The following is a 25,520-nucleotide window of genomic DNA, read 5'->3' on the forward strand; positions in this document are numbered from 1 at the left end:
CGCATCTGCGACTGCAAGCCACCACACGTTCCAGCCTGTCTCCGTAACAACTCAGCGCTCGGCGGAAGGGGGCGGGGGTAACAACTCAGCGCTCGGCGGAAGGGGGCGGGGGTAACAACTCAGCGCTCGGCGAAAGGGGGGGGGGGGGGGGGGGGGGGGGCGGAGGGGCTGCCGCCCTCTGCGCCGAGCGCTGAGTTTTTACTGGCTCAGAGCTCGGTGCTCGTGGGGCTGCTGCGGCGCTTGCGGTCCTGCGGGGTGCCCACGGGCTCCCAGCCACGGCCCGGCTCGCGCGTGCCGCGGGCCACGGAGCCACGCGAGCGGTACACCACGAGCGGCCGGGTCGAGTACCCGACGGGTGCGGAGAAGGCGTGGACGAGCCGGGTGAAGGGCCACACGAGGAAGAGCAGGAAGGCCGCGACGATGTGAAGCTTGAACTGGACGGGCACGTCGGCCATGAGCTCGGGCTGCGGCTGGAAGTAGAACAGCGAGCGCAGCCACGGCGAGATCGTCTCGCGGTAGTCGTAGCCGTGACCGCCGGCGACGATCTGGTTCTGCACCGTCGCCCACATACCCAGCAGGATCGGCAGGGCGAGCAGGACGTACATGAACTTGTCCATGCGAGTGGTCGCGAGGAACACCGGCCCGGTCTTGCGGCGCCGGTAGATGAGGATCGACAGGCCGACGATCGTCATGATCCCGGCCAGCGCCCCCATGTACGTGGCGATGAAGTGGTAGAAGTCCTGCCCGATCCCCACGGCCTCGGTCCAGCTCTTGGGGATGAGCAGGCCCATGAAGTGACCGGCCGCGACGAAGAGGATGCCGAAGTGGAACAGCGGCGAGCCGAGCCGCAGCAGCGCATGCTCGTAGAGCTCGGAGGACCGGGTGGTCCAGCCGAACTTGTCGTAGCGGTAGCGCCACAGCAGGCCGACGACGAAGACCGCCATCGACACGTAGGGGAAGACCACCCACGCGATCGTGCTGAGCCCGTTCATGCCCTGACCTCCTTCTGTGCGGCGCCGCCGGGTGAGTAGGGCTCGAGCGGCCCGAGCGCGTTGAGGCCGACCATCTCGGTCGGCGGTCCGGACGTGATGAGCTCGAGGTACCGGTCGCGGACCTCGTCGGTGACCGGCGGCAGGGTGAGGCACACGGCCTCGACGACGGCGGCCCACGGGCTGCTCATGGAGGTGAGCGCCGAGCGCAGCACCTCGATCCCTTGCCGGTGGGAGCCGAGCAGGCCGCCGGCGATCTCGGCGTCGCCCCGGGCGGAGAACTCCAGGACGAGCGGCAGGAAGTCGGGCAGCTCGGGCCGGTCGACCTCCCAGCCGGCGGCCCGGTAGGCCTCGACGAACCGCACGAGCGCCGTCCCCCGCTTCCGGGTGTCCCCGGTGAGGAAGTAGGACAGGTACATCGAGCACTTGCGCTTGAGGTCGAAGGTCGCGACGTAGTCCTGCGCCAGCGCCTCGTCCCCCGCGGTGGCCGCGTGGTCCAGGAACCCCCACAGCCGCTGCCGCACAGGCTGCGGGAGCCCGGCCACGGCCTCGCGCACCGTGGCGTACGCGGCCAGCCGCCCCGCCGTCGGGTAGTCGAGGAGGATCGAGGCGGCCATGTGCGCGACGGCGCGGTCCCGGTCGCCCAGCCGCACCGGCGTGAGGGGAGTGAGCTCGGGGGCACGGATGAAGCCGCTCATCGCGGGCCCTCCCCCGGTCGCGGCTCGTCGCCGGGCGTCCGGCCACGCACCCGGTCGGTGCCGCCCGCCTCCGGGCCGGGGTCACCCGCCGGGTACGGGTCCTCGTCGTACACGGCGGGACCGGAGTCGATGTCGCCGGAGTGGAGGTCCTCCCCGCCCTCCGACGGCGCGTCGTCGATGGCGACGGCGACGTTCGCGGAGCCGCTCACCTCGTCCTCGCTCTCGTCGGCGCGAGGCGGGAACAGCCCGCTCGCGCCGCGGCCGTCCCAGTTGAGCAGGTTGGTCCGCCCCGGCGTCGAGGGCGAGTAGGGCGAGGTCTGGCGGTCCTTGAGCGCGTGGAAGTTCTCCACGGTGGCGGGCACGTCGGGTCCGGAGCCTGTGCCGAACGGTCCGCCGCCCCCCATCCCGGGTCCGCCGTGGACGTCGAGCGAGCAGGCCATCTCCTCGAGCTCACGGCTGATCTCGGCGTGGGCGGACGGGATGACGTAGCGGTCCTCGTACTTGGCGATCGCCAGGAGGCGGTACATCGCCTCGATCTCCTCGCCCGTCATCCCGACGGCGGCGGCGATCCCCTCGTTCGGTTCCTCGCCCAGGTTGATGTCGCGCATGTAGGAGCGCATCGCGGCCAGCCGCCGGAGGACCCGCTCGACCGGGGCGGGGTCCCCGGCCGTGAAGAGCTCGGCGAGGTACTCGAGCGGGATGCGCATCGTCGACAGCGCCGTGAGCAGGGTCGCCGCGTCCTCGCCGTCGTTGCCGGAGGCGGTGACGACGTCGACGACGGGGCTCAGCGGCGGGATGTACCAGACCATCGGCAGCGTGCGGTACTCCGGGTGGAGCGGCAGCGCGACCTCGTAGTCCGTGATGAGCTTCCAGATCGGGGAGTTCTGGGCGGCCTCGATCCAGTCCTCCGGCATGCCCTCACGGCGGGCGGCGGCGACGACCTCGGGGTCGAAGGGGTCGAGGAACACGCCGCGCTGGGCGGCGAGGAGGTCGTGCTCGTTCGGGGTGGCGGCGGCCTCGGCGACGCGGTCGGCGTCGTAGAGGACGAGGCCGATGTAGCGCAGCCGGCCCACGCAGGTCTCCGCGCACACGGTGGGCAGGCCGGCCTCGATGCGCGGGTAGCACATGGTGCACTTCTCGGCCTTGCCGGTCTGGTGGTTGAAGTAGACCTTCTTGTACGGGCAGCCGGTCACGCACATCCGCCAGCCGCGGCACTGGTCCTGGTCGACGAGCACGATGCCGTCCTCAGCGCGCTTGTACATCGCGCCCGACGGGCAGGAGGCCACGCACGAGGGGTTGAGGCAGTGCTCGCAGATCCGCGGCAGGTAGAACATGAAGGTCTCTTCGAACTCGGCCTTCACCTGCGTGTTCATCTTCTTGAGCACGGGGTCGTCGGCCATCGTCTCGGTCGAGCCGCCGAGCATGTCGTCCCAGTTGGCCGACCACTTGATGTCCATGTTCTCGCCGGTGAGCAGCGACTTCGGACGCGCCACGGGCGTGTGCCGCGAGTCCGCGGGCGCGTTGAGCAGCATGTCGTACTCATAGGTCCACGGCTCGTAGTAGTCGTGGATGGTCGGCATCTTCGGGTTGGAGAAGATCGTCGCGAGCTTCTTCGCCCGGCCACCGGCCTTGAGCTTGAGCTTCCCGCGACGGTTGAGCGTCCAGCCGCCCTCCCAGACCTCCTGGTCCTCGTAGGTGCGGGGATACCCGAGGCCCGGACGGGTCTCGACGTTGTTGAACCACACGTACTCGGTGCCGGTCCGGTTCGTCCACGCCTGCTTGCAGGTGACCGAGCACGTGTGGCACCCGATGCACTTGTCGAGGTTCATCACCATCGACATCTGCGCCATGACCTTCATCAGTACTGCACCTCCTGGCTGCGACGGCGGATGACCGTCACCTCGTCCCGCTGGTTGCCGGTGGGCCCGGTGTAGTTGAACGCGTACGCCAGCTGGGCGTAGCCACCGATGAGGTGGCTGGGCTTCATGAGCACCCGGGTGAGGGAGTTGTGGATGCCGCCGCGCTGCCCGGACGTCTCGGCAACCGGGACGTCGACGACGCGCTCGGTCGCGTGGTGCATGTAGACCGTGCCCTCGGGCATGCGGTGGGAGACGACGGCGCGGGCGACGACGACGCCGTTGCGGTTGTAGGCCTCGATCCACTCGTTGTCCCGCACGCCGATCTTGTCGGCGTCCTGCGGGGACATCCAGATGTTCGAGCCGCCGCGGGAGAGGGACAGCATGAAGAGGTTGTCCTGGTACTCGGAGTGGATCGACCACTTCGAGTGCGGCGTGAGGTAGCGGACGGCGACCTCCGCGTGCCCGGCGGCCGCCGGGTCCCCGGTGGGGGTGGTGTCCCCGGGGACGGCGTCACCGTAGAGCCGGTGCATGTCGAGGGGCGGGCGGTAGACCGGCAGAGTCTCGCCCATCTCCTCCATCCAGTCGTGGTCGAGGTAGAAGTGCATGCGCCCGGTGAGCGTGTGCCAGGGCTTGAGCCGCTCGACGTTCGTCGAGAACGCGGTGTACCGCCGGCCGCCGGTCTCCGAGCCGGACCACTCCGGGGAGGTGACGACGCTCGTGGGCCGGGTCTGGGCGTCGGTGAAGGTCACCCGGACCGACTCCGACTCCGCGGCGAGGTCCGCCAGCCTCGTCCCGGTGCGCTTCTCCATGTCCTCGAAACCCTGGGTGGCCAGGCGCCCGTTCGTCGTGCCGGACAGCGCGAGGATCGCCTCGATCGCCTTGGTGTCCTTGTCCAGCGACGGGCGGCCCTTGGCGATCCCGGAGACCACGCGCCCGTTACGGGCGGCGAGCTCGGCGACCTCCTTGTCGGGCATGAACTTCACCCCCTTGGTCTGCATGCCGAGGGTGTCGGTGAGCGGGCCGAGAGCGTTGAACTTCGCCAGGGTCTTGGTGTAGTCGCGCTCGACGGTGATGAGCTTGGGCATCGTCACGCCCGGCACGAGCGGCGTCTCCTCCAGCGGCGCGACGGCACCGTGGGGGGTGGCCAGGGCGTCGGCGGTGTCGTGGTTGAGCGGCGCGGCGATGACGTCGCGCCGGGCCCCGAGGTGCCCGACGCTGAGCTCGGAGACCTTCGCGGCGAGGTCCTGGAAGATCCGGAAGTCGGTCCGGGTCTGCCAGGGCGGGGAGATGGCCGGGTTGAAGGAGTTGACGAAGGGGTGCATGTCCGTCGTCGAGATGTCGTGCTTCTCGTACCAGGTGGCGGCCGGCAGGACGATGTCGGAGTAGATCGTCGTCGAGGTGTTGCGGAAGTCGATCGTCGTGAGGAGGTCGAGCTTCCCCTCGGCGGCCTCGTCGCGCCAGACCATCGACGCCGGCCGGCGCCCGGGCGGGGACTGCTCGTTGCGGACCGCGGACTCCGCACCGAGGAGGTGCTTGATGAAGTACTCGTTGCCCTTGCCGGAGGAGCCGAGGATGTTGGAGCGCCACACGGTGAGCACCCGCGGGAAGTTCTCCGGGGCGCCGGGGTCCTCGACGGCGTACTTCAGCCGTCCCTCGCGCAGCTCGTCGACGATGTGCTCTGCGACCTCCTTGCCCGCGGCCCGTGCCTCGTCCGTGAGGTCGAGGGAGTTGCGGTTGAAGGTGGGGAAGCTCGGCACCCAGCCGCGCTTGGTCGCTTCGACGAGCGTGTCCGCCGTCGTCATCCCCTCGAGCTTGCCGGAGGCGAGCGGTGAGGTGAGCGTCTGTGCGGGCAGGCCGTCGTAGCGCCACTGCTCGGTCCCGAGGTACCAGAAGGCGGTCGAGATCATGTGGCGGGTGGGACGCTGCCAGTCCAGGCCGAAGGCGTACTGCTGGAAGCCGGTGATCGGGCGGACCTTCTCCTGGCCCACGTAGTGCGCCCAGCCCCCACCGTTGACGCCCTGGCAGCCGGTGAGCTGCACGAGAGCGATCATCGCCCGGTAGATCGTGTCGGAGTGGAAGTAGTGGTTGGTGCCGGCGCCCATGACGATCATCGAGCGGCCCTTGGAGCGGCGCGCGTTGTCCGCGAACTCCCGCCCGATCCGGATGATCGCGGCGATCGGGACGCCCGAGTGCTCCGCCGCCCACGCCGGGGTCCCGGGCTGTGTCGCGTCCTCGTAGCCGGCCGGCCACTCGCCGGGGAGGCCGGGACGGTCCACGCCGTACTGGGCGAGGAGCAGGTCGAAGACGGTGGTGACCAGGCGGCCGCCGACCTCACGGACCGGCACCCCGCGGCGCAGCACGCCGGTGCCTCCGACGTGGAGGCCGGTGTCGCCGCTCTCCGCGCCGGGGACGACGTCGAAACGCGGGAGAAGCACCTCGACGGCACGCCCGCCGTCGCCGTCGTGCACGGAGAGCACCGGGTCCCGGCCGCCGAGGTCGAGGTTCCAGCGACCCTTGCCTGCCTCCCCGAAGCGGTCCCCCAGGGTGCCGTTCGGGACGAAGGGGGTGCCGCCGTCGTCGAGCATGACCGTCTTGAACGCGGCGTTCTCGGCGTCGGCGTGCTCGGGAAGGTCGGCCGCGGTGAGGAACTTGCCCGGGACGTAGGCGCCGTCGCGCTCCTCGAGGGAGACGAGGAACGCGGAGTCGGTGTAGCGCTTGACGTAGTCGGTGAAGTACGGCTCGGGCCGCTCGACGTGGAACTCGCGCAGGATGACGTGCCCCATCCCCATCGCCAGGGCGCCGTCGGTGCCGGGGTGGACGGCGAGCCACTCGTCGGCAAACTTCGTGTTGTCCGCGTAGTCCGGGGAGATGCCCACGACCTTCTGGCCCCTGTACCGGGCCTCGACCATGAAGTGGGCGTCCGGGGTGCGGGTCACGGGGATGTTCGAGCCCCACATGATGAGGTAGCCGGCGTCGAACCAGTCGGCGGACTCCGGGACGTCGGTCTGGTCCCCGAAGATCTGCGGGGAGGCCATCGGCAGGTCGGCGTACCAGTCGTAGAAGGACAGGATGTTGCCGCCCATGAGGGACAGGAACCGGGTGCCGGCGCCGTAGGAGACCTGCGACATCGCGGGGATGACGGTGAAGCCGGCCAGCCGGTCCGGCCCGTACTGCTTGGTCGTGTACACGTGGGCGGCGGCCATGATCTCCATGACCTCCTCCCACTGGGCGCGCACGAGGCCGCCGCGACCGCGGGCGCGCTTGTAGCGGCGCGAGCGCTCGGGGTCCTCGACGACGTCGGCCCAGGCGAGCACCGGGTCACCGAGGCGCGCCTTGGCCTCGCGGTACATGCCGAGCAGCGCGCCGCGCACGTAGGGGTAGCGCACCCGGGTGGGCGAGTAGGTGTACCAGCTGAACGCGGCGCCGCGGGGGCAGCCGCGGGGCTCGTACTCCGGCTTGTCCGGCCCGGTCGTCGGGTAGTCGGTCTGCTGCGCCTCCCACGTGATGATCCCGTCCTTGACGTAGACCTTCCACGAGCAGGAGCCGGTGCAGTTGACGCCGTGGGTGGAGCGGACGACCTTGTCGTGGCTCCAGCGGTCCCGGTAGAAGGAGTCCCCCTGCCGACCGCCCTTGAGGAAGAGCCGGGACAGGTCCTCCGAGGCCTCCCCGCGCCGCAGGAAGGTCCCGAGCCTGAGCAGCGCGTCGGTGGCGGCCGTCTGCGGCTTCTCCGGTCTCGTCGTCGTCATCGCGTGGTCCTTTCCGTGGTCTGTCGGGAGGCTCGACGAACGGGCCACCAGCAGAAGGCGGCCACGCCCAGCGCGCTGATGGCGAGGAGGACGAAGCCGAGGGTGTAGGCGTCGGTGGCGCCGTAGACGGCGCCCATGACGAGCGGCGGGAAGAAGCCGCCGAGGCCACCGGCCGCACCGACGATGCCGGTCACCGAGCCGACGGTGCCGGGAGGTGCGACCTGCGCGACGAGGGCGAAGCACGCCCCGGAGGCCGCGCCCAGGGTGGCGGCCATGGTGAGGAAGGCGACGGTGCCCGCCGGGAGCAGCTCCAGGCGCAGGGCGGCCAGCACCGCCATCGCGCCGGCGACGACGAAGCACGTGGTGAGGACCGGGACCGGGTGGAAGCGGTCGGACAGCCAGCCGCCGACGGGCCGGGCGACGACGGCGAGCACGATGAAGCCGGCAGTCCGGAAGGAGGCGTCGGAGCGGTCGAGGCCGAAGTCGTTGATGAGGTACGTGGGCAGGTAGACGCTGAAGGCGACGAACCCGCCGAATCCCATGGCGTAGATGAGCGAGAGCTGGAGCGTGGCGGGGATCTTGAGGGTGGTCCACGTCCGGCGGAGCATCGAGCCCGTGGCGGCCGGCGGGCGGGCGGGCGAGTCGCGCAGCACGACCCAGGCGACGGCGGCGTACAAGGCGAGGACGACCGCGACGAGCACGTAGGGCGCGGGACGGCCGTAGCTGTCGGCGATGCCGACGGTGGTGAAGGCGGCGACGGCGGTGCCCGCGGTCCCCGTCCCGAAGATCCCTAGGGCCAGGCCGCGACGCGCCGGTGGGTACCAGGCGTTGACGAAGGGGACCCCGACGGCGAAGGCCGTGCCGCCGATCCCGAGGAAGAACCCGCCGATGATGAGCATGGCGAAGCTGTTCGCGACGAAACCGACGAATAGCGTCGGGACAATCGTCACGAGGCTGACGGCGGGGAACATCACCCGCGCACCGAAACGGTCGGTGAGGGCACCGACGGGAATTCGTCCCAACGAGCCCACGATGACCGGGACGGCGACGACGACCGACACCTGGAAGGCCGTGAGGTCCAGCTCCCCACCGTAGGTGTTGCCCAGCGGTGCGATGAGGTTCCAGGCCCAGAAGTTCACCAGGAAGCCGCCCGTGGCCAGGGCGAGCATGAGCGCCGGTGAGCGGGCGCCACCCGTCGTCGGCTCCGTTGCGACGTCGTCCCTGCTCACGTGCCCTCCCGTCCGGGCGGGCCGCGCGACCCTGCCCCCGAGCCGATTATGCACAGGTTCGTCGAGTGTTGCCGCCGGGATTGCCGAGGGTTCTACTTGTGCAATACGGGCATGACTTTAAGGTTCATTCGTCCGGGTGGCCGGTGGTATTTGTCCCGGTATTTTCCCGGAGGTAGTCGTCGCGGTCCGCCCACGTGTCGATGTCGCGCACCTCACCCGTGGCGGCCGGGATCGCGAGGAGCCGCAGCGGAGCCACCAGGTCCCGCACGGGCGCGCCGCGCACCCCGCCAGCGGCGGCGACGGACGCGACCGCGGCCTCGAGCGCGGAGCGCACGTAGAGCCCGAGCAACCACTGCTCGCGCCCCCCGTCGTCACTGAGCACCAACCCGTCCGCGTCCGTGGCGCCACTCTCCTCCGCCGCGGCGAGCAGACGGGGCACGGCGGCCGAGGCACCGGGCAGGTCGCAGGCGAGGAGGAGGACGAGCGGGGCTCCGCTCCCGAGCGCCCGCAGACCGGCGACGATCCCGGCGACGGGCCCGCCGTGGGGCGGGTCCTCGAGGGTGCGGGCCACGCCGTCGGGCACCGGCACCGCCTCCGGGGCGACGACGACGACGCGGCTCGCGTCCCCCGTCGCGTCGAGCACGTGGTCGAGCAGGCGCCGTCCGAGCACCTCGACCTGCGGCTTGAGCGCCCCACCCAACCGCCGGCCGGTTCCCCCGGCCAGCACGACGGCGTCGTGGTCTAGGGCCACTGCAGCAGTCCGACCTCGTCCCCGGGGGCGACGGCGTCGACGTCCTCGGCGACGACGGCGAGCGCCTGGGCGGCCGCGAGCGAGGCGACGAGGTGGGAGCCCGAGCCGCCCGCGGCGGCGGGACGGACGGACGCCACCGGCCCGTCGTCGACGAGCACCGGCAGGTACTGGCGCCGGCCGGGCGGGCAACGCCAACCCACGGCGGCGCGCGCGGTCCCGAGCGGCACGCGGGCTGGCCGGCCCACGAGCTGCCGCAGCGCGGGAGCCACGTGGACGTGGAAGGAGACCATGACGCTCACCGGGTTCCCGGGCAGCGCGAAGACCGGGACCCGGCCCTCGAGCAGCCCGAAGCCCTGCGGCTTGCCCGGCTGCATCGCCACGGTGGTGAAGTCGAGCTCGCCGGACAGGGCGGCCTTGACGACGTCCTTGGTGCCCACGCTGACGCCGCCGGACGTCACGAGCGCGTCGAGGCGGGGCAGTGCGGCCGCGACCACGGCGCGCAGCGCCTCGGGGTCGTCGCCCACCGACCCGAGCGGCACCGGCTCGCCGCCCGCCTCCCGCACGAGGCCGGCGACGAGCACACTGTTGGAGTCGGGGATCCGGCCCGGGCCAGGGTCGACGCCCGGCGGGCACAGCTCGTCCCCGGTGGCCAGGACCCCCACCCGGGGGCGCGGCCGCACGAGCAGCTCGCCGTGGCCGGCGGAGACGGCGGCGGACAGGTGGGTGGCACCCAGCACCGTGCCGGCCCCGAGGACGACGTCACCGGGGCGGACGTCCTCCCCGCGGCGGCGCACGTGCGCGCCGGCCTCGGGCGCGCGGCGCAGCAGCACCCGCGCGGGGAGCGCGGCGGCGCCCGGCGGCTGGTCGCTGAGCTCGACGGGCACGACGGCGTCCGCGCCGGGCGGCAGCGGCGCACCGGTCATGATCCGCGCGGCCCGTCCCGGGCCGACCGTGACGGGCCGTGTCGTCCCGGCCGGGACGTCCCCGTCGACCGGCAGCGCGACCGGTGCGGTCCCGCTCGCGCCGACGAGGTCGGCGGCCCGCACGGCGAAGCCGTCCATCGCGGAGTTGTCGAAGGGCGGGACCGCCAGCACGGCGATGACGTCCTCCGCCAGGCGCAGCCCGTGGGCCTCGGTGACGGGCACGCGCCGCGGGGCGAGCGGCTCGACCCGGCCGAGCACATGCTCCTGGTACTCCTCGACGGTGATCACGGGCAGCCCCTTCAGTAGACCGGCAGGCTCGGGTCGACGTCCGCCACCCACGCGCGGACACCGCCGGCGAGGTTGGTGACGTCGGCGTACCCGGCCCCGCGCAGGATGCCTTGAGCCTGCGCGGAGCGGCCACCGGACAGGCAGTGGACGACGACGGCGGCTCCCGGCCCGACCCCGGCCGCCTCCGCCGCCCGCGGGTCTGCGACGAGCCGCTCGAGGGGGACGGTGACCGCGCCGGGGATCTGGACGATCGCCCGCTCGGTGGGCTCGCGGACGTCGAGGAGGACGAAGTCGTCCTCCCCGCGCTCCCGAGCGGCGAGCCGCTCGGCCAGCTCGCGGGCGGTGAGCGTGGGACCGTCGTCGTCGACGGCGGGCGCGGGCTCGGCGGCGAGGACGGCGGCGGCGTGGGCGGTCACGGGAAGCCCGAGGGGGTCGTAGCCGAGCTCGGCGCGCGAGGACGGGGCACTGGGACGGGGCCGTGGGCGCAGCGGCAGCTCGCTCCAGCGGGCGGCGAGGACGTCGAGGACGGCGACCCTTCCCAGCAGCGGCTCCCCGGCGCCGGTGACGAGCTTGACGGCCTCGGCCGCCATGAGCGAGCCGACCTGCCCGCACATCGCCCCGAGCACGCCCGCCTGCCCGCACGACGGCGTCGCACCCGGTGGCGGCGGCGCCGGGAAGAGGTCCCGCAGCGTCACCGCGGGGTAGCCGGCCTCGCGGGGCGGGCGTGACCAGAACACCGCGACCTGCGCGTCGAAGCGCAGGATCGAGCCCCACACGAGCGGCAGGCCGAGGTCGGCGCAGACGTCGGCGACGAGGTAGCGGGTCGGGAAGTTGTCCGTGCCGTCGAGCACGAGGTCGTAGCCGGCGATCACCTCGCGCGCGTTCGTCGCGTCCAGCCGCAGGTGGTGGCGGGTCACGGCGACGTCGGCGTTGAGGGCCCGGACGTGCTCGGCGGCCGAGTCCACCTTCGGTCGCCCGACGTCCGCCGTGGTGTGGAGGACCTGGCGCTGCAGGTTCGTCGCCTCCACGACGTCGTCGTCGACGATCCCGAGGTGGCCGACACCGGCGGCCGCGAGGTAGTGGAGGATCGGGGAGCCGAGCCCGCCGGCGCCCATGACGAGCACCCGGGCCGCCCGCAGCCGACGCTGCCCGGTCTCGCCCAGCTGCTCGAGGAGCAGGTGGCGCGAGTAGCGCAGCACCTGCTCCCGCTCCAGCGGCGGGCCCGGCGGGACGAGCGGCGGAAGGGGCATGGGCCCCACTGTAGGAGGGTGCGGCACGCCGCGGGCGCGTCGAGCGTCCCGTGCCCCGTCGCGGGGAACGGTGAGACGCTGGGCACATGAGTCTCACCCACCTCGACGCGCGCGGGCACGCGCACATGGTCGACGTCACCGAGAAGAGCCCGACGGTCCGCGCCGCCACGGCGGCCGGCCGGGTGCGCTGCTCCCCCGAGCTGGTGCGGACGCTGCGTGAGGGGACGGCCCCCAAGGGCGACGTCCTCGCCGTCGCGCGGGTCGCCGGCATCGCAGCCGCCAAGCGCACCCCCGAGCTGCTGCCGCTGGCGCACGTCATCGGCGTGCACGGCGTCGCCGTGGACGTCGAGATCGACGACGAGGGGGTGGCGATCACCGCCACCGTCCGCACGGCCGACCGCACCGGGGTGGAGATGGAGGCGCTGACGGCGGTGAGCGTCGCGGCGCTCAACGTCGTCGACATGGTCAAGGGGCTGGACCGCTCGGTGACGATCACCGACGTCCGGCTCGTGTCGAAGTCCGGTGGCCGCTCGGGCGAGTGGCACCGCGAGGAGGACGGACGATGAGCACGGTGCGGTACTTCGCGGCGGCCGCCGAGGCGGCCGGACGCGAGCAGGAGCCGGTCGAGCCGGCGAGCGTGGGCGAGCTGCGGGCCGCGCTGGCCGAGCGGCACGGCGAGCGCCTGGCCCGGGTGATGGAGCGCTGCTCGGTCCTCGTCAACGGCGTGCGGAGCGACAACGACGCCCAGGTCGGCGCGGGCGACGTCGTCGACGTCCTGCCCCCCTTCGCCGGCGGCTGACCGCCCCCTTCCTCGCACTGTGCGCCTCTTCGTCCACTGTGCGCCCGGTCTACCGGGCGCACAGTGCACCCAAGAGGCGCAAGGTCGGCGCTGGGCCGGGCGGCGGACGCCGCTGGGCCGGGCGGCGGACGGCGCTGGGTCGGGCGGCGGACGCCACCTCTCTCGCACCTTGCGCCTCCCTGTCCACCGTGCGCCCGGTCTACGGGGCGCACGGTGCACCCAGGGGGCGCAAGGATGGCGGTCGCGGCGGCGGTCAGCCGCCGATGGCGCTCATGGGACGGTCGGGCTGGAGGAAGCCAGGGTCGTTGATGCCGTGACCCGGCAGCTTGCCGGCGATGCAGCGGTGGAGGACGCGCGCGAGGTCGTCGTCGGTGCCACCCTCGCGCAGCGGGGTGAGCAGGTCGGACTCCTCACGGGAGAACAGGCAGTTGCGGAGCTGACCGTCGGCGGTGATGCGCACGCGGTCGCAGGTGCCGCAGAAGGGCTTGGTCACCGAGCGGATGACCCCCACGGTGGTGGGCCCGTCGTCGACGAGGAAACGCTCGGCGGGCGCGGAGGCGCGGCCGGGCAGCGGCGTGAGGGTGAACTCGGTGGCGAGCTGCTCGAGGATCTCCTCCCCCGTCACCATCCGCACCCGCGACCACACGTGACCGGCGTCCAGGGGCATCTGCTCGATAAAGCGCAGCTCGAGCTCCCGCTCGGCGGCGAAGCGGACGAGGTCGACGATCTCGTCGTCGTTGACGTCGCGCATCGCCACGGTGTTGATCTTGAGCGGCGCCAGGCCGGCGTCACGGGCGGCCTCGATGCCGTCGAGGACGTCGGTGAAGCGGTCGCGCCGGGTGAGCTCGTGGAAGCGCTCCGCGCGCAGCGTGTCGAGGCTGATGTTCACGCGCCGCAGCCCCGCGGCCGCCAGCCCAGGTGCGAGCTTGGGCAGCAGCAGGCCGTTCGTCGTCATCGACAGCTCGAGCGGCCCGTCCGGCCCGGTGATCCGCGCCAGCCGGGCGACGACGTCGACGACGTCCTTGCGCAGCAGCGGCTCCCCACCGGTGAGCCGGACGGTGGCGATCCCGAGCGCCGCGGCGGCCTCCGCCACCCGGACGAGCTCGTCGGTGGTGAGGATGGAGTCGCGGTGCAGCCACGGCACCCCCTCGGCGGGCATGCAGTACGTGCACCGCAGCGAGCACTTGTCGGTGAGGGAGATGCGCAGGTCGGTGTGGACGCGGCCGAAGCGGTCGACCAGCGGCCGACGCAGCTCGGGGGAGATCGTCACGCTCATGCCGATCCCACCCAGGTGTGGCTGCCGTCGTCCAGGACCTGCTTCTTCCACACGGGCAGGCGCGCCTTGACCTGCTCGACGAGCTCGCGGCAGACGGTGAAGGCGAGGTCGCGGTGGGAGCTGGCGGCACACGCGAGGATGGCGACGTCCCCGACGTCGAGGACACCGACGCGGTGGGTGACGGCCACGCGGACGTCGTCGTGGGCGGCGGCGACCTCACCGGCGATCTCGGCGAGCGCCCGGGCGGCGTCCGGGTGGGCGCTGTACTCCAACCGGACGACCGGGCCGGCGGCGTCGGGGCTGTGGTCGCGGACCTGCCCGGTGAAGGTGGCGACGGCGCCCGTGGCGGAGGTGGACACGGCGGCGAGGTGCGCGGCCAGGTCGAGCGGCTCCGCGCTCATCGCCGTGAGCACGACCTCCCCCATCAGTGGTCGCCCCCGTCCAGCTGGTCGAGGATGTGGCCGAGGAGGGGGCCGACGACGGCGACCGTGTCCGTCACCCCACCCGTGCTGCCCGGCGCGTTGACGACGACGGCGCCGCCCACGGTCCCGACCAGCCCGCGGCTGAGGACGGCGGCGGGGGTGGTGCCGTGGCGGCGCACGGCCTCGGCGACGCCGGCGAGCTCGCGCTCGAGCAGCGGGCCGGTGGCCTCGGGTGTCCTGTCGGTGGGGCTCACGCCCGTGCCGCCGGTGGTGAGGACGACGCGCGCGCCGTCGGCCAGCGCCGCCTGCAGCGCCTCGCGGACCGGTTCCTCGCCGTCCGGGACGATCCGCGCCGGCCCGACGGCGCAGCCCAGGTCGGCCAGGAGGCGCACCGCGAGGGGGCCCGACTCGTCCGCGCGCTCCCCCCGGCTGCACCGGGTGGAGACGGTGAGGACCGTCGCGGGCACGTTGTCCAGCATCCCGCCAGGCTACGTGATCCCCGCCCGTCGGCACTCGTACCCGGGTCCGGGCTGACGCACCCCGCGGACGGGTCTACGATGACCAGTCGATGAGGGGAGGGCCGGGTGAGCCTCGCCGACGCGCCACAGTGGCTCGTCTCCGCGTTCGTGCGCAGCGCCGTCGCCGTCGGGGCGACCGCCCCGCGCGAGCAGATCCAGCGCACCGCGCGTGAGCTCGTGGAGCGCTGGCAGGAGCCGGAGCGCCGCTTCCACAACCTTCGCCACCTCATCGACGTGCTCGCCCGGGTCGAGGAGCTCGCCGAGGAGACGCACGTGCCCGACGTCGTCCGTCTGGCGGCCTGGTACCACGGCGCGGTCTTCAACAGCTCCGCCCAGGTCGCCTACGCGCGCCGCGGTGGGGAGGACGAGGTGGCGAGTGCCGAGCTGGCCCGGGAGCAGCTGACTGAACTGGGTGTCCCCGACGCCGTGACCGAGCGGGTCGAGGAGCTGGTCCGCGCCCTCGCCCGGCACGACGCCGACGAGCACGACGTCGACGCGCTCGCCCTGTGCGACGCCGACCTCGGCACGCTGGCCGTCGAGCCGCAGCGCTACGCCGCCTACAAGCGTGCGATCCGCGAGGAGTACGCCCACATCCCCGAGCCCGACTACGTCGCCTCGCGGCTGGCGATCCTCACCCGGTTGCTGCGCCGGCGGCGACTCTTCGTCAGCCCGTTCAGCCTGGCGTGGGAGGAGCCGGCGCGGGAGAACCTCACGGCCGAGCTCAGCCACCTGCGCACCCGGCTCGCCGAGCTGGGCGGCACGGAGTACCCGGCCGAGGAGTGCTCCCCCCGCTCGGGGACCGCGACGAGCTGGCCGAGCCGCGGCCCCGCGGCGCCTGCCTCCCCCGCCGCCCCCGCGGCCCGTCCGGCCGGGGCGACGACGGACCCGCGCGATGCGCCGGCCCCCGCGCCGCAGCCGGCCGCCCCACCTGCCCCGGGCGCCGCGCCGGGTGGCGGCACTCCCCGCTCCGCTGCCACCCCGGACGAGGCGGACCCGCCCGGGGACGGCGAGCGGGGACGGTCCGGCATCGAGCGCGATCCGGAGTTCGAGCTGCGGCGCCGCATCCGGCGCAAGCGGCGCGAGCGCGCTGCCGCACAGCACCCGGACGAGGCGGCGCCGTCCCCAAGCGCGCTCTTCCGGCCACCGCCCAAGCCGCCGCGCTCCTAGCGTCGTCCTCAGCGCCGCACCACGAGGGTGCGGCCGACGGAGGGAGAGCACCATGACCCGGTTCGAGGTCGACAGTGTCGAGGTGGAGGCGGCGGCCGCACGCGCCCGGACCAGCGCCGGCACCATCCACGCGGAGGTCGCGGGGATGATGACGCAGCTGCTGGACCTGCAGAGCACCTGGAGCGGCGCGGCCGCCGAGAGCTTCGCCGGTGTGGCTCAGGAGTGGCGCGCCACCCAGCAGGTGGTCGAGCAGTCCCTCGCCCAGATCACCGAGGCCCTGGACCTGGCGGCCCGCACCTACGCGGACGCCGAGACCAGCGCCCACGGACTCTTCGCCCGCTGAGTCACCCCGCCCGCAGCCGGGCGAGCTCGGCGCCGACGTTGCGGCGCGCGGCTTCCTCCCACAGCCGCGCCCCGGTGGGCGTGACGTAGAGGCGCGGACGGTCGAGCAGGGACGAGAGCACGGCCGCGCGCCCGCGCCGGAAGTCCGGCTCGGGCACGTGGCGGTACTCGGCGCGGACCTGCTCGGCGTAGCGGCGGTAGTCCTCGGGCGCGCCGCCGAGCACCCCGAGGTCGGCGTCGCACAGCACCCGGCCGGGTGCGTCGTCAGGGCTGGGGACGTGGTCGGCGGTGACCCGGACGAGGCGGGCCACCTCGACGGCGTCGTCGGCACCGACGACGGGGCCGAGCAGCCTGGCGGCGAGCGCGGCGGAGGCCTCCTCGTCGGCGGGCGTGGTGCCGTCGTGGACGGCGTCGTGGCACCACGCCGCCAGCACGACGGCGCGACTCACCCGCTCACCGCCATCGGCGAGGAGCCGGAGGCGGTCGAGGACGGCGAGCAGGTGCTCCACCCCGTGGTACACCCGGTGCGGCTCGCTCCAGCGGACGGCGAGCTCCTCCCCCACCGCGGGGTGGGCGGGCAGCAGCTCGGCCCAGCGCCGGGCGAGCTCGGTGCGGGCAGGACGCTCGGTGGCGCGCACGCGTAGCCCGCTGGCGCGCAGGCGACGGACGAGCTCGCGCCCCTCGACGTGCTGCGCGCCGGCGGCGACGAGCTCGGCGTGCCGGGCGGCTGGGACGTCGTAGTGGTCGAGGTCGAAGGAGCGTCGCGGCACGCCGCAGCGGGCGGCGAAGGCGTGGAGCTCGGCGAGGCTGGTGTCCGAGACGAGGTGCGCCCACAGGGTGCCGTGCGCGGGCCAGCGCGGGGTGTCGACCAGGACCGCCACGCTCCGCCTCCGTCCTCGCGGGTGGTGCCGGTGCACCGCCCGCCCTCATTGTCACCCCGAGCCCGCCCGCCCCCAAGGACGCCGAGAGCCGGACCCCTCCGAGGAGGGGCCCGGCTCTCGGCGCTCTGCTTGGGCGGTGACCGGACCGGCGTGGCCAGTCAGCCTCCGGGTGGGATCAGAACCCGCCCATGCCACCCATGTCGTCACCGCCGGCCGGAGCGGCCGAGGCCTTCTCCGGCTTGTCGGCCACGATGGCCTCGGTGGTGAGGAACAGGCCCGCGATCGAGGCGGCGTTCTCCAGCGCGGAGCGCGTCACCTTGACCGGGTCGGCGATGCCGGCGGCCAGCAGGTCCTCGTACTCACCGGTGGCGGCGTTGAGGCCCTGGCCCGCGGGCAGGTGGCGCACCTTCTCCGCCACGACGCCGCCCTCGAGGCCGGCGTTGACCGCGATCTGCTTGAGCGGGGCGTCGACGGCCACCTTGACGATGTTCGCGCCGGTCGCCTCGTCGCCGTCGAGCTCAAGACCCTCGAAGGCGTCCTTGGCGGCCTGGATGAGGGCGACGCCACCACCGGCGACGATCCCCTCCTCCTGGGCGGCCTTGGCGTTGCGGACCGCGTCCTCGATGCGGTGCTTGCGCTCCTTGAGCTCGACCTCGGTGGCCGCGCCCGCCTTGAGGACGGCGACGCCGCCGGCGAGCTTGGCGAGGCGCTCCTGGAGCTTCTCGCGGTCGTAGTCCGAGTCGGAGTTCTCGATCTCGGCGCGGATCTGCGCGACCCGGCCCTCGATCTGCTCGGGGTTGCCCGCGCCCTCGACGATGGTGGTCTCGTCCTTGGTGACGACGACCTTGCGGGCCTGGCCCAGGAGGTCGAGGTCGGCGGTCTCGAGCTTGAGGCCGACGGTCTCGGAGATGACCTGGCCACCGGTGAGGATGGCCATGTCCTGCAGCATCGCCTTGCGGCGGTCGCCGAAGCCCGGGGCCTTGACGGCGACGGACTTGAAGGTGCCGCGGATCTTGTTGACGACGAGCGTGGCCAGGGCCTCGCCCTCGACGTCCTCGGAGATGATCGCGAGCGGCTTGCCGGACTGGATGACCTTCTCCAGGAGCGGCAGGAGGTCCTTGACGTTGGAGATCTTGGACTCCACGAGCAGCACGTAGGCGTCCTCGAGGACGGCCTCCTGGCGCTCCGCGTCGGTGACGAAGTAGGGCGAGATGTAACCCTTGTCGAAGCGCATGCCCTCGGTGAGCTCGAGCTCGAGGCCGAAGGTCTGGGACTCCTCGACGGTGATGACACCCTCGGCGCCGACCTTGTCGATGGCCTCGGCGATGAGCTCGCCGATGGCCGGGTCGCCGGCGGAGATCGCGGCGGTGGCGGCGATCTGGTCCTTGGAGTCAACCGGCTTCGCCTGGGCGAAGAGCTGCTCGGTCACGGCCTGGACGGCCTTGTCGATGCCGCGGCGCAGCGCGATGGGGTTTGCGCCGGCGGCCACGTTGCGCAGGCCCTCGCGGACGAGCGCCTGGGCGAGGACGGTCGCCGTCGTCGTGCCGTCTCCGGCGACGTCGTCGGTCTTCTTCGCGACCTCCTTGACCAGCTCGGCGCCGATCTTCTCGAAGGGCTCCTCGAGCTCGATCTCCTTGGCGATGGACACGCCGTCGTTGGTGATCGTGGGGGCGCCCCACTTCTTCTCGAGCACGACGTTGCGGCCCTTGGGGCCGAGCGTGACCTTCACGGTGTCGGCGAGCTGGTTCAGCCCGCGCTCCATACCGCGACGGGCCTCCTCGTCAAAGGCAATGATCTTTGCCATGGGGATAGATCCTCCGCTTGTAGCGTGGCTGGGTCGGCCAGTGCCCGCGACGGACGGCCTGCGCGCCGGGCGGTCACGTCCCGCCGGCCCGCGGACCTCACTGAGCGGCCCGAGTCAGTTGTCACTCTCAGCACGAGAGTGCTAACTCGATCTTGGCACTCTCCACCCGAGAGTGCAAGCACTCGGGCGGCTCGCTGCCGAGGTGGCCGGGCCGGCGGTCGCGAGAACCGCCGGCCCGGCGATCCCCACAACGCTGTGGAGGAACGGCCCCCACCCTAGGTGTGAGGCTCCTCACGGTCAATGTCCGGTGAGACGGAGGTCAACGGCCGGCGAAGTCGCCCCGCAGCACGATGGCGATCTCGACGTTCTGCGTCGCGGAGGGCGCCTCGAGGAGGTTGTCGATGCCGAGGAGCTCACCGACGGCCTCCGCCGTCGGGGCGAGGTCGGCGTTGCGGTAGTAGAGGGTCGTGACGTCCGGGGAGCCTGCGCCGTAGTCGGCAGCGCCCACCGTGGTGAAGCCGGCCTCGCCCAGCTCGGCGGCCACGTCGCCCGCCAGGCCGTTGATGCCCGCGCCGTTCAGCACGGAGATCGACGTCGTGAGGACGGGATCGTCGTCGGGCTCGGTCGTCTCCTCCTCCGGCGTCGTCTCCTCGTCGCCGGGTTCCTCGGAGGTGGGCTCCTCGGGCGAGGTCTCCTCGTCGGTCGACTCCTCGGAGGTGGGCTCCTCGGAGGGCTCGGCGGACTCGGTCGTGGTCTCGACCGGCGCGGGGTCGGCCCCGGGGCCGGCGTCACCACCGCCGAGCAGGCTCACCGCACCCCACGCGAGGAGCGGGACGATGACGATGACGGCAAGGAAGGGCGCCAGCGTGCGCAGGAGGGACCGCGGCTCGCGGTGCACGCCCTGGGGGCCGCGATCACGGCCGGCGACGTCGAACTCGTCCTCGGGATACTGACTCACGCGAGCAGGCTAACCGTTCGCGGACGCGGCCCGCGGCGGGACGCTCAGCTGGAGGGGCTCAGGCGGCGCCCGGACCGCTCGCGCTGGCGGGCGTCGCGCATCCGGCGGAGCCGCTTGACGAGCATGGGGTCGGTCGCCAGGGCGGCCTCGGTGTCGATGAGGGAGTTGAGCACCTGGTAGTAGCGGGTGGCGCTCATCCCGAAGAGCTCACGGATCGCCGTCTCCTTGGCGCCGCCGTACTTCCACCACTGCCGCTCGAAGGCGAGGATCTCGCGCTCGGTGTCCCCGAGCGCGGCCTGCGGACCCAGCGCGTAAGCGGTGTCCATGTCTCCTCCTCCTGTCCGGCGCGTCGAGTCGGCGCCGCGACCACCCCATGCTAGGGCGGAATGACACCCGTGTCATTACTCCCACGGGGTGGAGCCGGCCACCCGGTTAGGCTGCCGGCGTGACTCCGCTCGCCGACATCCTCGACCCCGGCTGGGCCCGGGCGCTGGCGCCCGTGGAGGACCGGGTCCACGCCATGGGCGGCTTCCTCCGCGCGGAGGTTGCCGCCGGCCGCGGCTACCTGCCGGCCGGCTCGGACGTGCTGCGGGCCTTCACCCGGCCCTTCGCGGACGTGCGCGTCATCATCGTCGGCCAGGACCCCTACCCCACCCCCGGCCACCCGATGGGTCTGTCCTTCTCCGTGCAGCCCGACGTCCGCCCGATCCCGCGCAGCCTCGTCAACGTCTTCCGCGAGCTCGTCGACGACGTCGGCACGCCCCCGCCGTCGACGGGTGACCTCTCCCCGTGGGCGGACGACGGCGTGCTCCTCCTCAACCGCGTGCTCACCGTGCAGCCGGGACAGCCCGCGTCCCACCGCGGCAAGGGCTGGGAGGAGGTGACCGAGCACGCGATCAGGGCGCTCGTGGGGCGCGGGACACCGCTCGTGGCGGTCCTGTGGGGCAACCAGGCCCAGACGCTGCGTCCGCTGCTGGGTGACGTGCCCGTCGTCGCCTCGGCGCACCCGAGCCCGCTGTCGGCGTCGCGCGGCTTCTTCGGCTCGCGCCCCTTCTCGCGTGCCAACGCGCTGCTCGAGGAGCAGGGCGGCCGCCCGGTCCGCTGGGCGCTGCCCTGACGCCGCGCGCCCGTGGTGGCAGGATCGAGACGTGAGCACGCAGGACACCACTGCCCCGCCCTGGGCCCGCTACGTCGCCGTCGGGGACTCCCTCACCGAGGGCATGGTCGACCCCGACCCCACCGACCCTGGCCGCCACCGCGGCTGGGCCGACCTGCTCGCGAGCGCGCTCTCGCGCCGCCGCACCGCAGCAGGGCAGCCTCCGCTGGAGTACGCCAACCTCGCCGTCCGCGGCCGGCTGCTCAGACAGATCCTCAGCGAGCAGCTGCCCACGGCGCGTGACCTGCGCCCGGACCTCGTGTCGATCACCGGGGGCGGCAACGACATCCTGCGCCCGGGGGCGGACGTCGACGCCCTCCTCCGGTCGCTCGAGGACACTGTCGCGGGGCTGCGCGCGGCCGGCACCGACGTCCTGCTCGTCACCGGTTCGGATCCCGCAGGTGCCCCGGTCATCCGGCTCACCCGGGCGAAGGTGGCCGTCCTCAACACGGGGCTCTGGTCGATCGCCCACCGCCACGGCGCGCACGTGCTCGACCTGTGGGGGATGCGGGCCATCCAGGACTGGCGCATGTGGGCCGAGGACCGCATCCACCTGTCGACGGCGGGCCACGAGCGTGTGGCCCAGGCCGCCCTCGTGGGCCTGGGCCTCACGCCCGACCACGACGCGTGGGACGACCCGCTCTCGCCGCTGCCGCCCGAGGCGCGGGCCGACCGGTGGCGGGGGAACGCGCGCTGGGCCCAGGCCTACGCGCTGCCCTGGGTGCAGCGCCGCCTGCGCCGACAGTCCTCCGGTGACCTGCGCCGGGCGAAGTACCCGGAGCCGGTCACCGTCGAGACCTCCTAGCGCAGGCTCGCTACCGCAGCACCACCGACAGCAGACCGCCGCCGTAGCCCTGTACCTCGACGGTGGTGTCGAGCCGGGGGCCGTAGCTGCGCAGCCAGGTGGCGACGTCGGCCGGGAGCGGCCCGGCACCGGAGTCGTGGACGGACTCCAGGCGCAGGTGCGGCGCGCTGCCGACGTTGAAGAGCGCCGAGGTCACGTTGAGGACCTCGGTGACGTTCTCGAGGAGGGTCTCCTGCAGCGGGCCGAGGGACGCCTGCGCGGCCGCGGCGGGGATGAGCGCGATGGCTCCACCGAGGGCCGCCGCGAGGTGCGTGTCCACGGCCACGAGCGCCTCACCGCGGAGGAACTCGGTGACGTAGACGCCGACGACGACGCCCGGCTCGGTCGCCGGGGTGACCGACTCCTCGGCCAGGGCGATCTCGCAGTCGCGCCCCACGAGCATGGTGAAGAGGTCGCGCAGCTCCTTGAGCGGCGGGAGCGGAGTCGTGGCGCTCATGCGAGGAGGGGGTCGATGGTCGAGCGGAACGCGTCGGGCGTGAAGGGCTTGGCGATGAGGAACAGCGCGCCCTCGCTCTCGGCCAGCTCCCGCATCTGCGGGGAGCCCTCGGAGGTGACGAAGCCGAGCGGGACCTCGCTCCCGGAGGCGTTGAGCCCCCGGAGCAGCTCGATGCCGGTCATCTCGGGCATGTTCCAGTCCGAGAGCACGAGGTCGGGCTGCTGGGCGAGCGCGAGCTCGAGCGCCTCGGCACCGTTGGTCGCCTCGGTCACCTCCCAGTCGCCGTACCCGGCCTGCCGGAGCGTACGGATGACGATCTGCCGCATGACCTTGCTGTCGTCGGCGACGATGACTCGCAGACTCACTGCGTGTCCTCCTTTGCGTCGGTGGTGGTGTCGGGTTCCCAGACGGAGATGACGAGGGGTGCCTCGTGCCAGCGGAGCGAGCGCTCCCACACGAGGTCCCCAGCCGGCTGGGTGTCGTCGAGGCTGACGACGGGCAGGCTCAGCGCGTTGCTGCCTGTCATGAGCCCCTTGAGGTTGCCGCCGATGACGTTGGCGATCTCCCCGAGGGCGTCGCGCAGGTCCTGGACGGCGACGGGCTCACCGGGCCCCATGTCGAGCAGGGCACGGGCGATCCGGTCGGCGGTGTCGCGGCCGGTGGCCACGACGGTGCGCACGGGCAGCTCGCCCTCGATCTCCACCCAGGCGCGGACGGGCTCGGTGAGGACGACGACGTCGTCCGCCCGGTCGGTGAGCAGGCCCGGTTCTCCGTCGATCATCGCGGTGAACATGTCCTGCGCGATCGTGACGACGTGGTCTGCCATCGTGGCGGTCATGCGGTCTCCTTGGCGGGGACGAGCCCGAGCATCTCCAGCTTGCCCTTGAGCGCGTCCGGGGTGAACGGCTTGATGAGGTACTCGTGGGCGCCGGCGGCGAGGGCACGCACGATCTGGCCGTGCTCCGACTCCGTCGTCACCATCATGAGCGTGATGCCGCGCCACTCACGGCGCTGGCGGACGGCGTAGACGAAGGACAGGCCGTCCATGACGGGCATGTTCCAGTCCACGCAGGCGAGGTCGTAGTCGCTGTCGGCCTCCAGGAGGGCCAGCGCCTCGGCACCGTCGCCCGCCTCGTCGGTGGTGTACCCGAGGTCCTGCAGCAGGCGTGAGACGATCCGGCGCATCGCGCGCGAGTCGTCGATGACGAGAGCTCTCATGAGATGCCTCCTGGCACTCGGTAGACGGAACCTTGAGCGGTCGGGACGCGCTCCCACGCGTCGTCGATGCCCACCATGGACTCGGCGGCACCGAGCACGAGGAATGCGCCTGGCCGCATAGCCCGGCGGGTGCGGGAGAGGATGTCCCGCTTGGTCGCGGCGTCGAAGTAGATGAGGACGTTGCGGAGGAAGACGACGTCGAACGGGCCACCGGCCGGCGGCGGCTGGAGGAGGTTGTGCTGGGTGAAGGTGATGGCGCGGCGCAGCTCGTCCTTGACACCCCAGCCGGCACCCGCACGCTCGAAGTAGCGCACGAGCATGGCCGCGGGCAGGCCACGGTTCATCTCGAGCTGGCTGTACTGCCCGCTCCGCGCCTGCGCGAGGACGGCGTTCGACAGGTCCGTCGCGAGCACCGAGAACCGGCGCTCGCCGGACTCGAGCAGGGTCATCGCGATGCTGTAGGGCTCCTGGCCGGTGGAGCAGGCCGCGGACCAGATCCGCAGCGGCCCGGCGTTCTGGGCCCGTGCGGCCGGCGCGATGTGCTGACGCAGGGCCGCGAACGGCGAGGAGTCCCGGAACCAGGAGGTCTCGTTGGTCGTGAGCGCCTCGACGACGCGCGTGACCTCACCACGGTCGGGGCTGCGACGCACGTCGCGCACGTAGCTGTCCACGGCCGCCGGCCCGGTCAGGCCCTTCGCCCGCGCGAGCGGCAGCAGCCGGCTCTCGACGAGGTACTCCTTGCCGGGCGCGAGCTGGATCGCACTGTGGGTGCGCACGAGGTCCGCGACGTACCCGAAGGTCTCTGCTGACACGCTCATCGTCGTGCCTCCCCCATGACTCGTCTCATTGCGCTGGCGATCTCCGGTAGTGGAAGGACGGCGTGGGCGTGCCCGGCGACCGCAGTCGCTCCGGGCATCCCCCACACCACGGACGTCGCCTCGTCCTGGACGAGGACGGTGCCACCGGCGTCGGCCACCTGGCCGGAGCCGGCCGCGCCGTCGGCACCCATACCGGTGAGGACGACGGCGAGCAGCTCCCCGCCGAGCGCGGCGACGGCGGAGCGGAAGAGCACGTCCACGGAGGGTCGGCTGTAGTTGACGGGCGGGGTGTCGGTGAGCCGGGCCCGCAGGCCGCCTCGTTCGGATGCCACGAGGAGGTGGCGTCCACCGGGAGCGACGTAGACGTGCCCGGGCAGCAGTGCCTCGCCGTCGGTGGCCTCGACGACCGTCGCGGGCCCGATCCGGTCGAGCCGGTCGGCGAGCTGGCGGGTGAAGACGGCAGGCATGTGCTGGACGACGGCCACCGGCACCGGCGGCGCCTCGCCCAGCCCGCCGACGAGCTCGGCCAGGGCGGCGGGCCCGCCCGTGGAGGACCCGATGACGACGGCGCGCACCGGCGTGGTCCGCGGGGTGAGGGCGCGCAGGCGGACGGGTCCGCGGCCGGTCAGGGTGGGCGCCGCCGTCGCGGTCGCCGCCGTCGTGGTCCGGGCCGCGGTGAGCTGCTCGGTGCGGCGCCGGCCCGGGACGAGGGCATGGATCTTGGGGACCAGCTCCTCGGCCACCCGCCGCAGCCCCTCCTGGAGGCCTCCCACGCCGGACGGCTTGGCGACGTAGTCCGTCGCGCCGGCCGCGAGCGCCTCCAGGGTGGCGGCAGCGCCGCGCTCGGTCAGCGTGGAGAACATGATGATCGGCATCCGCTGGCCGGCGGCCCGCAGCGCACGGACCGTGGAGATGCCGTCGAGCTCGGGCATCTCGATGTCCATGGTGACGAGGTCGGGCGCGAGCTGCTCGACCTTGCCGAGGGCCAGGCGTCCGTTGGCAGCGACCCCGACGACCTCGATCGTGGGGTCGGCGGCGAGCGCCTGGGTGACGAGGCGGCGGATGACGACGGAGTCGTCGACAACGAGAACTCGCACGCTCACGCGGGGTTCCCCCTCTCGGTCGTC

The 25,520-nt window shown here is 73.0% G+C and carries 27 protein-coding genes; 6 read left to right on the forward strand and 21 right to left on the reverse strand.

Going from position 1 to position 25,520, the window contains the following annotated elements; genetic code table 11:
* Window positions 1–206 precede the first annotated feature (206 nt).
* The 8 genes from narI to DSZ44_RS18720 form a co-directional block, all read right to left on the reverse strand.
* Entirely contained in the window at window positions 207–992 is a 786-nt protein-coding gene (narI, locus tag DSZ44_RS05005; protein WP_110851506.1) for a respiratory nitrate reductase subunit gamma, read from the reverse strand.
* Window positions 989–1,687 carry a nitrate reductase molybdenum cofactor assembly chaperone gene (gene narJ, locus DSZ44_RS05010; protein ID WP_110851507.1) on the reverse strand — a complete coding sequence of 233 codons (699 nt, stop codon included), beginning with the start codon at window positions 1,685–1,687 and terminating at the stop codon, window positions 989–991. The genes narI and narJ overlap by 4 nt, the downstream gene beginning before the upstream one ends.
* Complete coding sequence (gene narH / locus DSZ44_RS05015) at window positions 1,684–3,546, reverse strand: nitrate reductase subunit beta (RefSeq protein WP_309146701.1); 1,863 nt, start codon at window positions 3,544–3,546, stop codon at window positions 1,684–1,686. The genes narJ and narH overlap by 4 nt, the downstream gene beginning before the upstream one ends.
* Entirely contained in the window at window positions 3,546–7,292 is a 3,747-nt protein-coding gene (locus DSZ44_RS05020) for a nitrate reductase subunit alpha (protein ID WP_110851508.1), read from the reverse strand. Before DSZ44_RS05020 ends, narH begins: the two co-directional genes overlap by 1 nt.
* Entirely contained in the window at window positions 7,289–8,461 is a 1,173-nt protein-coding gene (locus tag DSZ44_RS05025) for an MFS transporter (RefSeq protein WP_110851673.1), read from the reverse strand. The genes DSZ44_RS05020 and DSZ44_RS05025 overlap by 4 nt, the downstream gene beginning before the upstream one ends.
* Window positions 8,462–8,645: 184 nt before the next feature.
* Window positions 8,646–9,272: a molybdenum cofactor guanylyltransferase gene (gene mobA, locus DSZ44_RS05030; protein ID WP_258369237.1), complete on the reverse strand. Its 627-nt coding sequence runs from the start codon at window positions 9,270–9,272 to the stop codon at window positions 8,646–8,648.
* Window positions 9,263–10,483 carry a molybdopterin molybdotransferase MoeA gene (locus tag DSZ44_RS18715; protein ID WP_110851509.1) on the reverse strand — a complete coding sequence of 407 codons (1,221 nt, stop codon included), beginning with the start codon at window positions 10,481–10,483 and terminating at the stop codon, window positions 9,263–9,265. The genes mobA and DSZ44_RS18715 overlap by 10 nt, the downstream gene beginning before the upstream one ends.
* Before the next feature lie 11 nt (window positions 10,484–10,494).
* On the reverse strand, window positions 10,495–11,733 hold the full coding sequence (locus tag DSZ44_RS18720) for a ThiF family adenylyltransferase (protein WP_110851510.1): 1,239 nt from the start codon (window positions 11,731–11,733) through the stop codon (window positions 10,495–10,497).
* A gap of 86 nt (window positions 11,734–11,819) precedes the next feature.
* On the opposite strand from DSZ44_RS18720, the gene moaC reads away from it, so the two are divergent.
* Both moaC and DSZ44_RS05045 read left to right on the forward strand, forming a co-directional pair.
* Window positions 11,820–12,299, forward strand: coding sequence for a cyclic pyranopterin monophosphate synthase MoaC (moaC, locus tag DSZ44_RS05040; protein WP_110851511.1), 480 nt, complete (start codon window positions 11,820–11,822; stop codon window positions 12,297–12,299).
* Entirely contained in the window at window positions 12,296–12,532 is a 237-nt protein-coding gene (locus DSZ44_RS05045) for a MoaD/ThiS family protein (protein WP_110851512.1), read from the forward strand. The genes moaC and DSZ44_RS05045 overlap by 4 nt, the downstream gene beginning before the upstream one ends.
* Window positions 12,533–12,785: 253 nt before the next feature.
* Here DSZ44_RS05045 and moaA read toward each other — a convergent pair whose 3' ends face one another.
* The 3 genes from moaA to DSZ44_RS05060 are packed head-to-tail and all read right to left on the reverse strand — an operon-like array spanning window position 12,786 to window position 14,709.
* Entirely contained in the window at window positions 12,786–13,808 is a 1,023-nt protein-coding gene (gene moaA, locus DSZ44_RS05050) for a GTP 3',8-cyclase MoaA (RefSeq protein WP_110851513.1), read from the reverse strand.
* Window positions 13,805–14,233, reverse strand: a complete 429-nt coding sequence (locus DSZ44_RS05055) for a molybdenum cofactor biosynthesis protein MoaE (RefSeq protein ID WP_110851514.1) — start codon at window positions 14,231–14,233, stop codon at window positions 13,805–13,807. Before DSZ44_RS05055 ends, moaA begins: the two co-directional genes overlap by 4 nt.
* The gene (locus tag DSZ44_RS05060; RefSeq protein ID WP_110851515.1) at window positions 14,233–14,709 is read right to left on the reverse strand and encodes a MogA/MoaB family molybdenum cofactor biosynthesis protein; all 477 of its coding nucleotides are present in this window, start codon (window positions 14,707–14,709) and stop codon (window positions 14,233–14,235) included. Before DSZ44_RS05060 ends, DSZ44_RS05055 begins: the two co-directional genes overlap by 1 nt.
* 105 nt (window positions 14,710–14,814) lie before the next feature.
* On the opposite strand from DSZ44_RS05060, the gene DSZ44_RS05065 reads away from it, so the two are divergent.
* Both DSZ44_RS05065 and DSZ44_RS05070 read left to right on the forward strand, forming a co-directional pair.
* Complete coding sequence (locus DSZ44_RS05065; RefSeq protein WP_110851516.1) at window positions 14,815–15,915, forward strand: HD domain-containing protein; 1,101 nt, start codon at window positions 14,815–14,817, stop codon at window positions 15,913–15,915.
* A gap of 52 nt (window positions 15,916–15,967) precedes the next feature.
* Entirely contained in the window at window positions 15,968–16,258 is a 291-nt protein-coding gene (locus DSZ44_RS05070) for a WXG100 family type VII secretion target (protein ID WP_110851517.1), read from the forward strand.
* A gap of 1 nt (window position 16,259) precedes the next feature.
* On the opposite strand, the gene DSZ44_RS05075 is transcribed toward DSZ44_RS05070, so the two are convergent.
* The 4 genes from DSZ44_RS05075 to DSZ44_RS05090 form a co-directional block, all read right to left on the reverse strand.
* A complete protein-coding gene (locus DSZ44_RS05075; RefSeq protein WP_110851518.1) occupies window positions 16,260–17,138 on the reverse strand; it encodes a DUF4031 domain-containing protein in 879 nt (292 codons plus the stop codon).
* Between the two features lie 175 nt (window positions 17,139–17,313).
* Window positions 17,314–18,942 carry a chaperonin GroEL gene (groL, locus tag DSZ44_RS05080; protein ID WP_110851519.1) on the reverse strand — a complete coding sequence of 543 codons (1,629 nt, stop codon included), beginning with the start codon at window positions 18,940–18,942 and terminating at the stop codon, window positions 17,314–17,316.
* Window positions 18,943–19,261: 319 nt separating this feature from the next.
* Window positions 19,262–19,900: a LytR C-terminal domain-containing protein gene (locus tag DSZ44_RS05085; protein WP_110851520.1), complete on the reverse strand. Its 639-nt coding sequence runs from the start codon at window positions 19,898–19,900 to the stop codon at window positions 19,262–19,264.
* Window positions 19,901–19,944: 44 nt separating this feature from the next.
* Window positions 19,945–20,226: a DUF3263 domain-containing protein gene (locus DSZ44_RS05090; RefSeq protein ID WP_110851521.1), complete on the reverse strand. Its 282-nt coding sequence runs from the start codon at window positions 20,224–20,226 to the stop codon at window positions 19,945–19,947.
* Window positions 20,227–20,345: 119 nt separating this feature from the next.
* Between DSZ44_RS05090 and DSZ44_RS05095 the strand changes: the two genes are divergently transcribed.
* Both DSZ44_RS05095 and DSZ44_RS05100 read left to right on the forward strand, forming a co-directional pair.
* Window positions 20,346–21,017, forward strand: coding sequence for a uracil-DNA glycosylase (locus tag DSZ44_RS05095; protein WP_110851522.1), 672 nt, complete (start codon window positions 20,346–20,348; stop codon window positions 21,015–21,017).
* A 31-nt stretch (window positions 21,018–21,048) separates the two neighbouring features.
* Window positions 21,049–21,861, forward strand: a complete 813-nt coding sequence (locus DSZ44_RS05100; RefSeq protein WP_110851523.1) for an SGNH/GDSL hydrolase family protein — start codon at window positions 21,049–21,051, stop codon at window positions 21,859–21,861.
* A gap of 10 nt (window positions 21,862–21,871) precedes the next feature.
* Here the strand turns inward: DSZ44_RS05100 and DSZ44_RS05105 are convergent, their stop codons facing one another.
* Genes DSZ44_RS05105 through DSZ44_RS05130 form a run of 6 tightly spaced genes read right to left on the reverse strand, consistent with a single transcriptional unit; the run spans window position 21,872 to window position 25,496 of the window.
* Entirely contained in the window at window positions 21,872–22,357 is a 486-nt protein-coding gene (locus DSZ44_RS05105) for a hypothetical protein (protein WP_110851524.1), read from the reverse strand.
* Window positions 22,354–22,716 carry a response regulator gene (locus DSZ44_RS05110; protein ID WP_110851675.1) on the reverse strand — a complete coding sequence of 121 codons (363 nt, stop codon included), beginning with the start codon at window positions 22,714–22,716 and terminating at the stop codon, window positions 22,354–22,356. Before DSZ44_RS05110 ends, DSZ44_RS05105 begins: the two co-directional genes overlap by 4 nt.
* A 2-nt stretch (window positions 22,717–22,718) precedes the next feature.
* On the reverse strand, window positions 22,719–23,195 hold the full coding sequence (locus tag DSZ44_RS05115) for a chemotaxis protein CheX (protein ID WP_110851525.1): 477 nt from the start codon (window positions 23,193–23,195) through the stop codon (window positions 22,719–22,721).
* On the reverse strand, window positions 23,192–23,575 hold the full coding sequence (locus DSZ44_RS05120) for a response regulator (RefSeq protein WP_110851526.1): 384 nt from the start codon (window positions 23,573–23,575) through the stop codon (window positions 23,192–23,194). The genes DSZ44_RS05115 and DSZ44_RS05120 overlap by 4 nt, the downstream gene beginning before the upstream one ends.
* On the reverse strand, window positions 23,572–24,393 hold the full coding sequence (locus DSZ44_RS05125) for a CheR family methyltransferase (protein ID WP_110851527.1): 822 nt from the start codon (window positions 24,391–24,393) through the stop codon (window positions 23,572–23,574). Before DSZ44_RS05125 ends, DSZ44_RS05120 begins: the two co-directional genes overlap by 4 nt.
* Window positions 24,390–25,496 carry a protein-glutamate methylesterase/protein-glutamine glutaminase gene (locus DSZ44_RS05130; RefSeq protein WP_110851528.1) on the reverse strand — a complete coding sequence of 369 codons (1,107 nt, stop codon included), beginning with the start codon at window positions 25,494–25,496 and terminating at the stop codon, window positions 24,390–24,392. The genes DSZ44_RS05125 and DSZ44_RS05130 overlap by 4 nt, the downstream gene beginning before the upstream one ends.
* Between the last annotated feature and the right edge of the window lie 24 nt (window positions 25,497–25,520).

This window comes from Georgenia satyanarayanai (assembly GCF_900116375.1).
Lineage (GTDB): Bacteria > Actinomycetota > Actinomycetes > Actinomycetales > Actinomycetaceae > Oceanitalea > Oceanitalea nanhaiensis.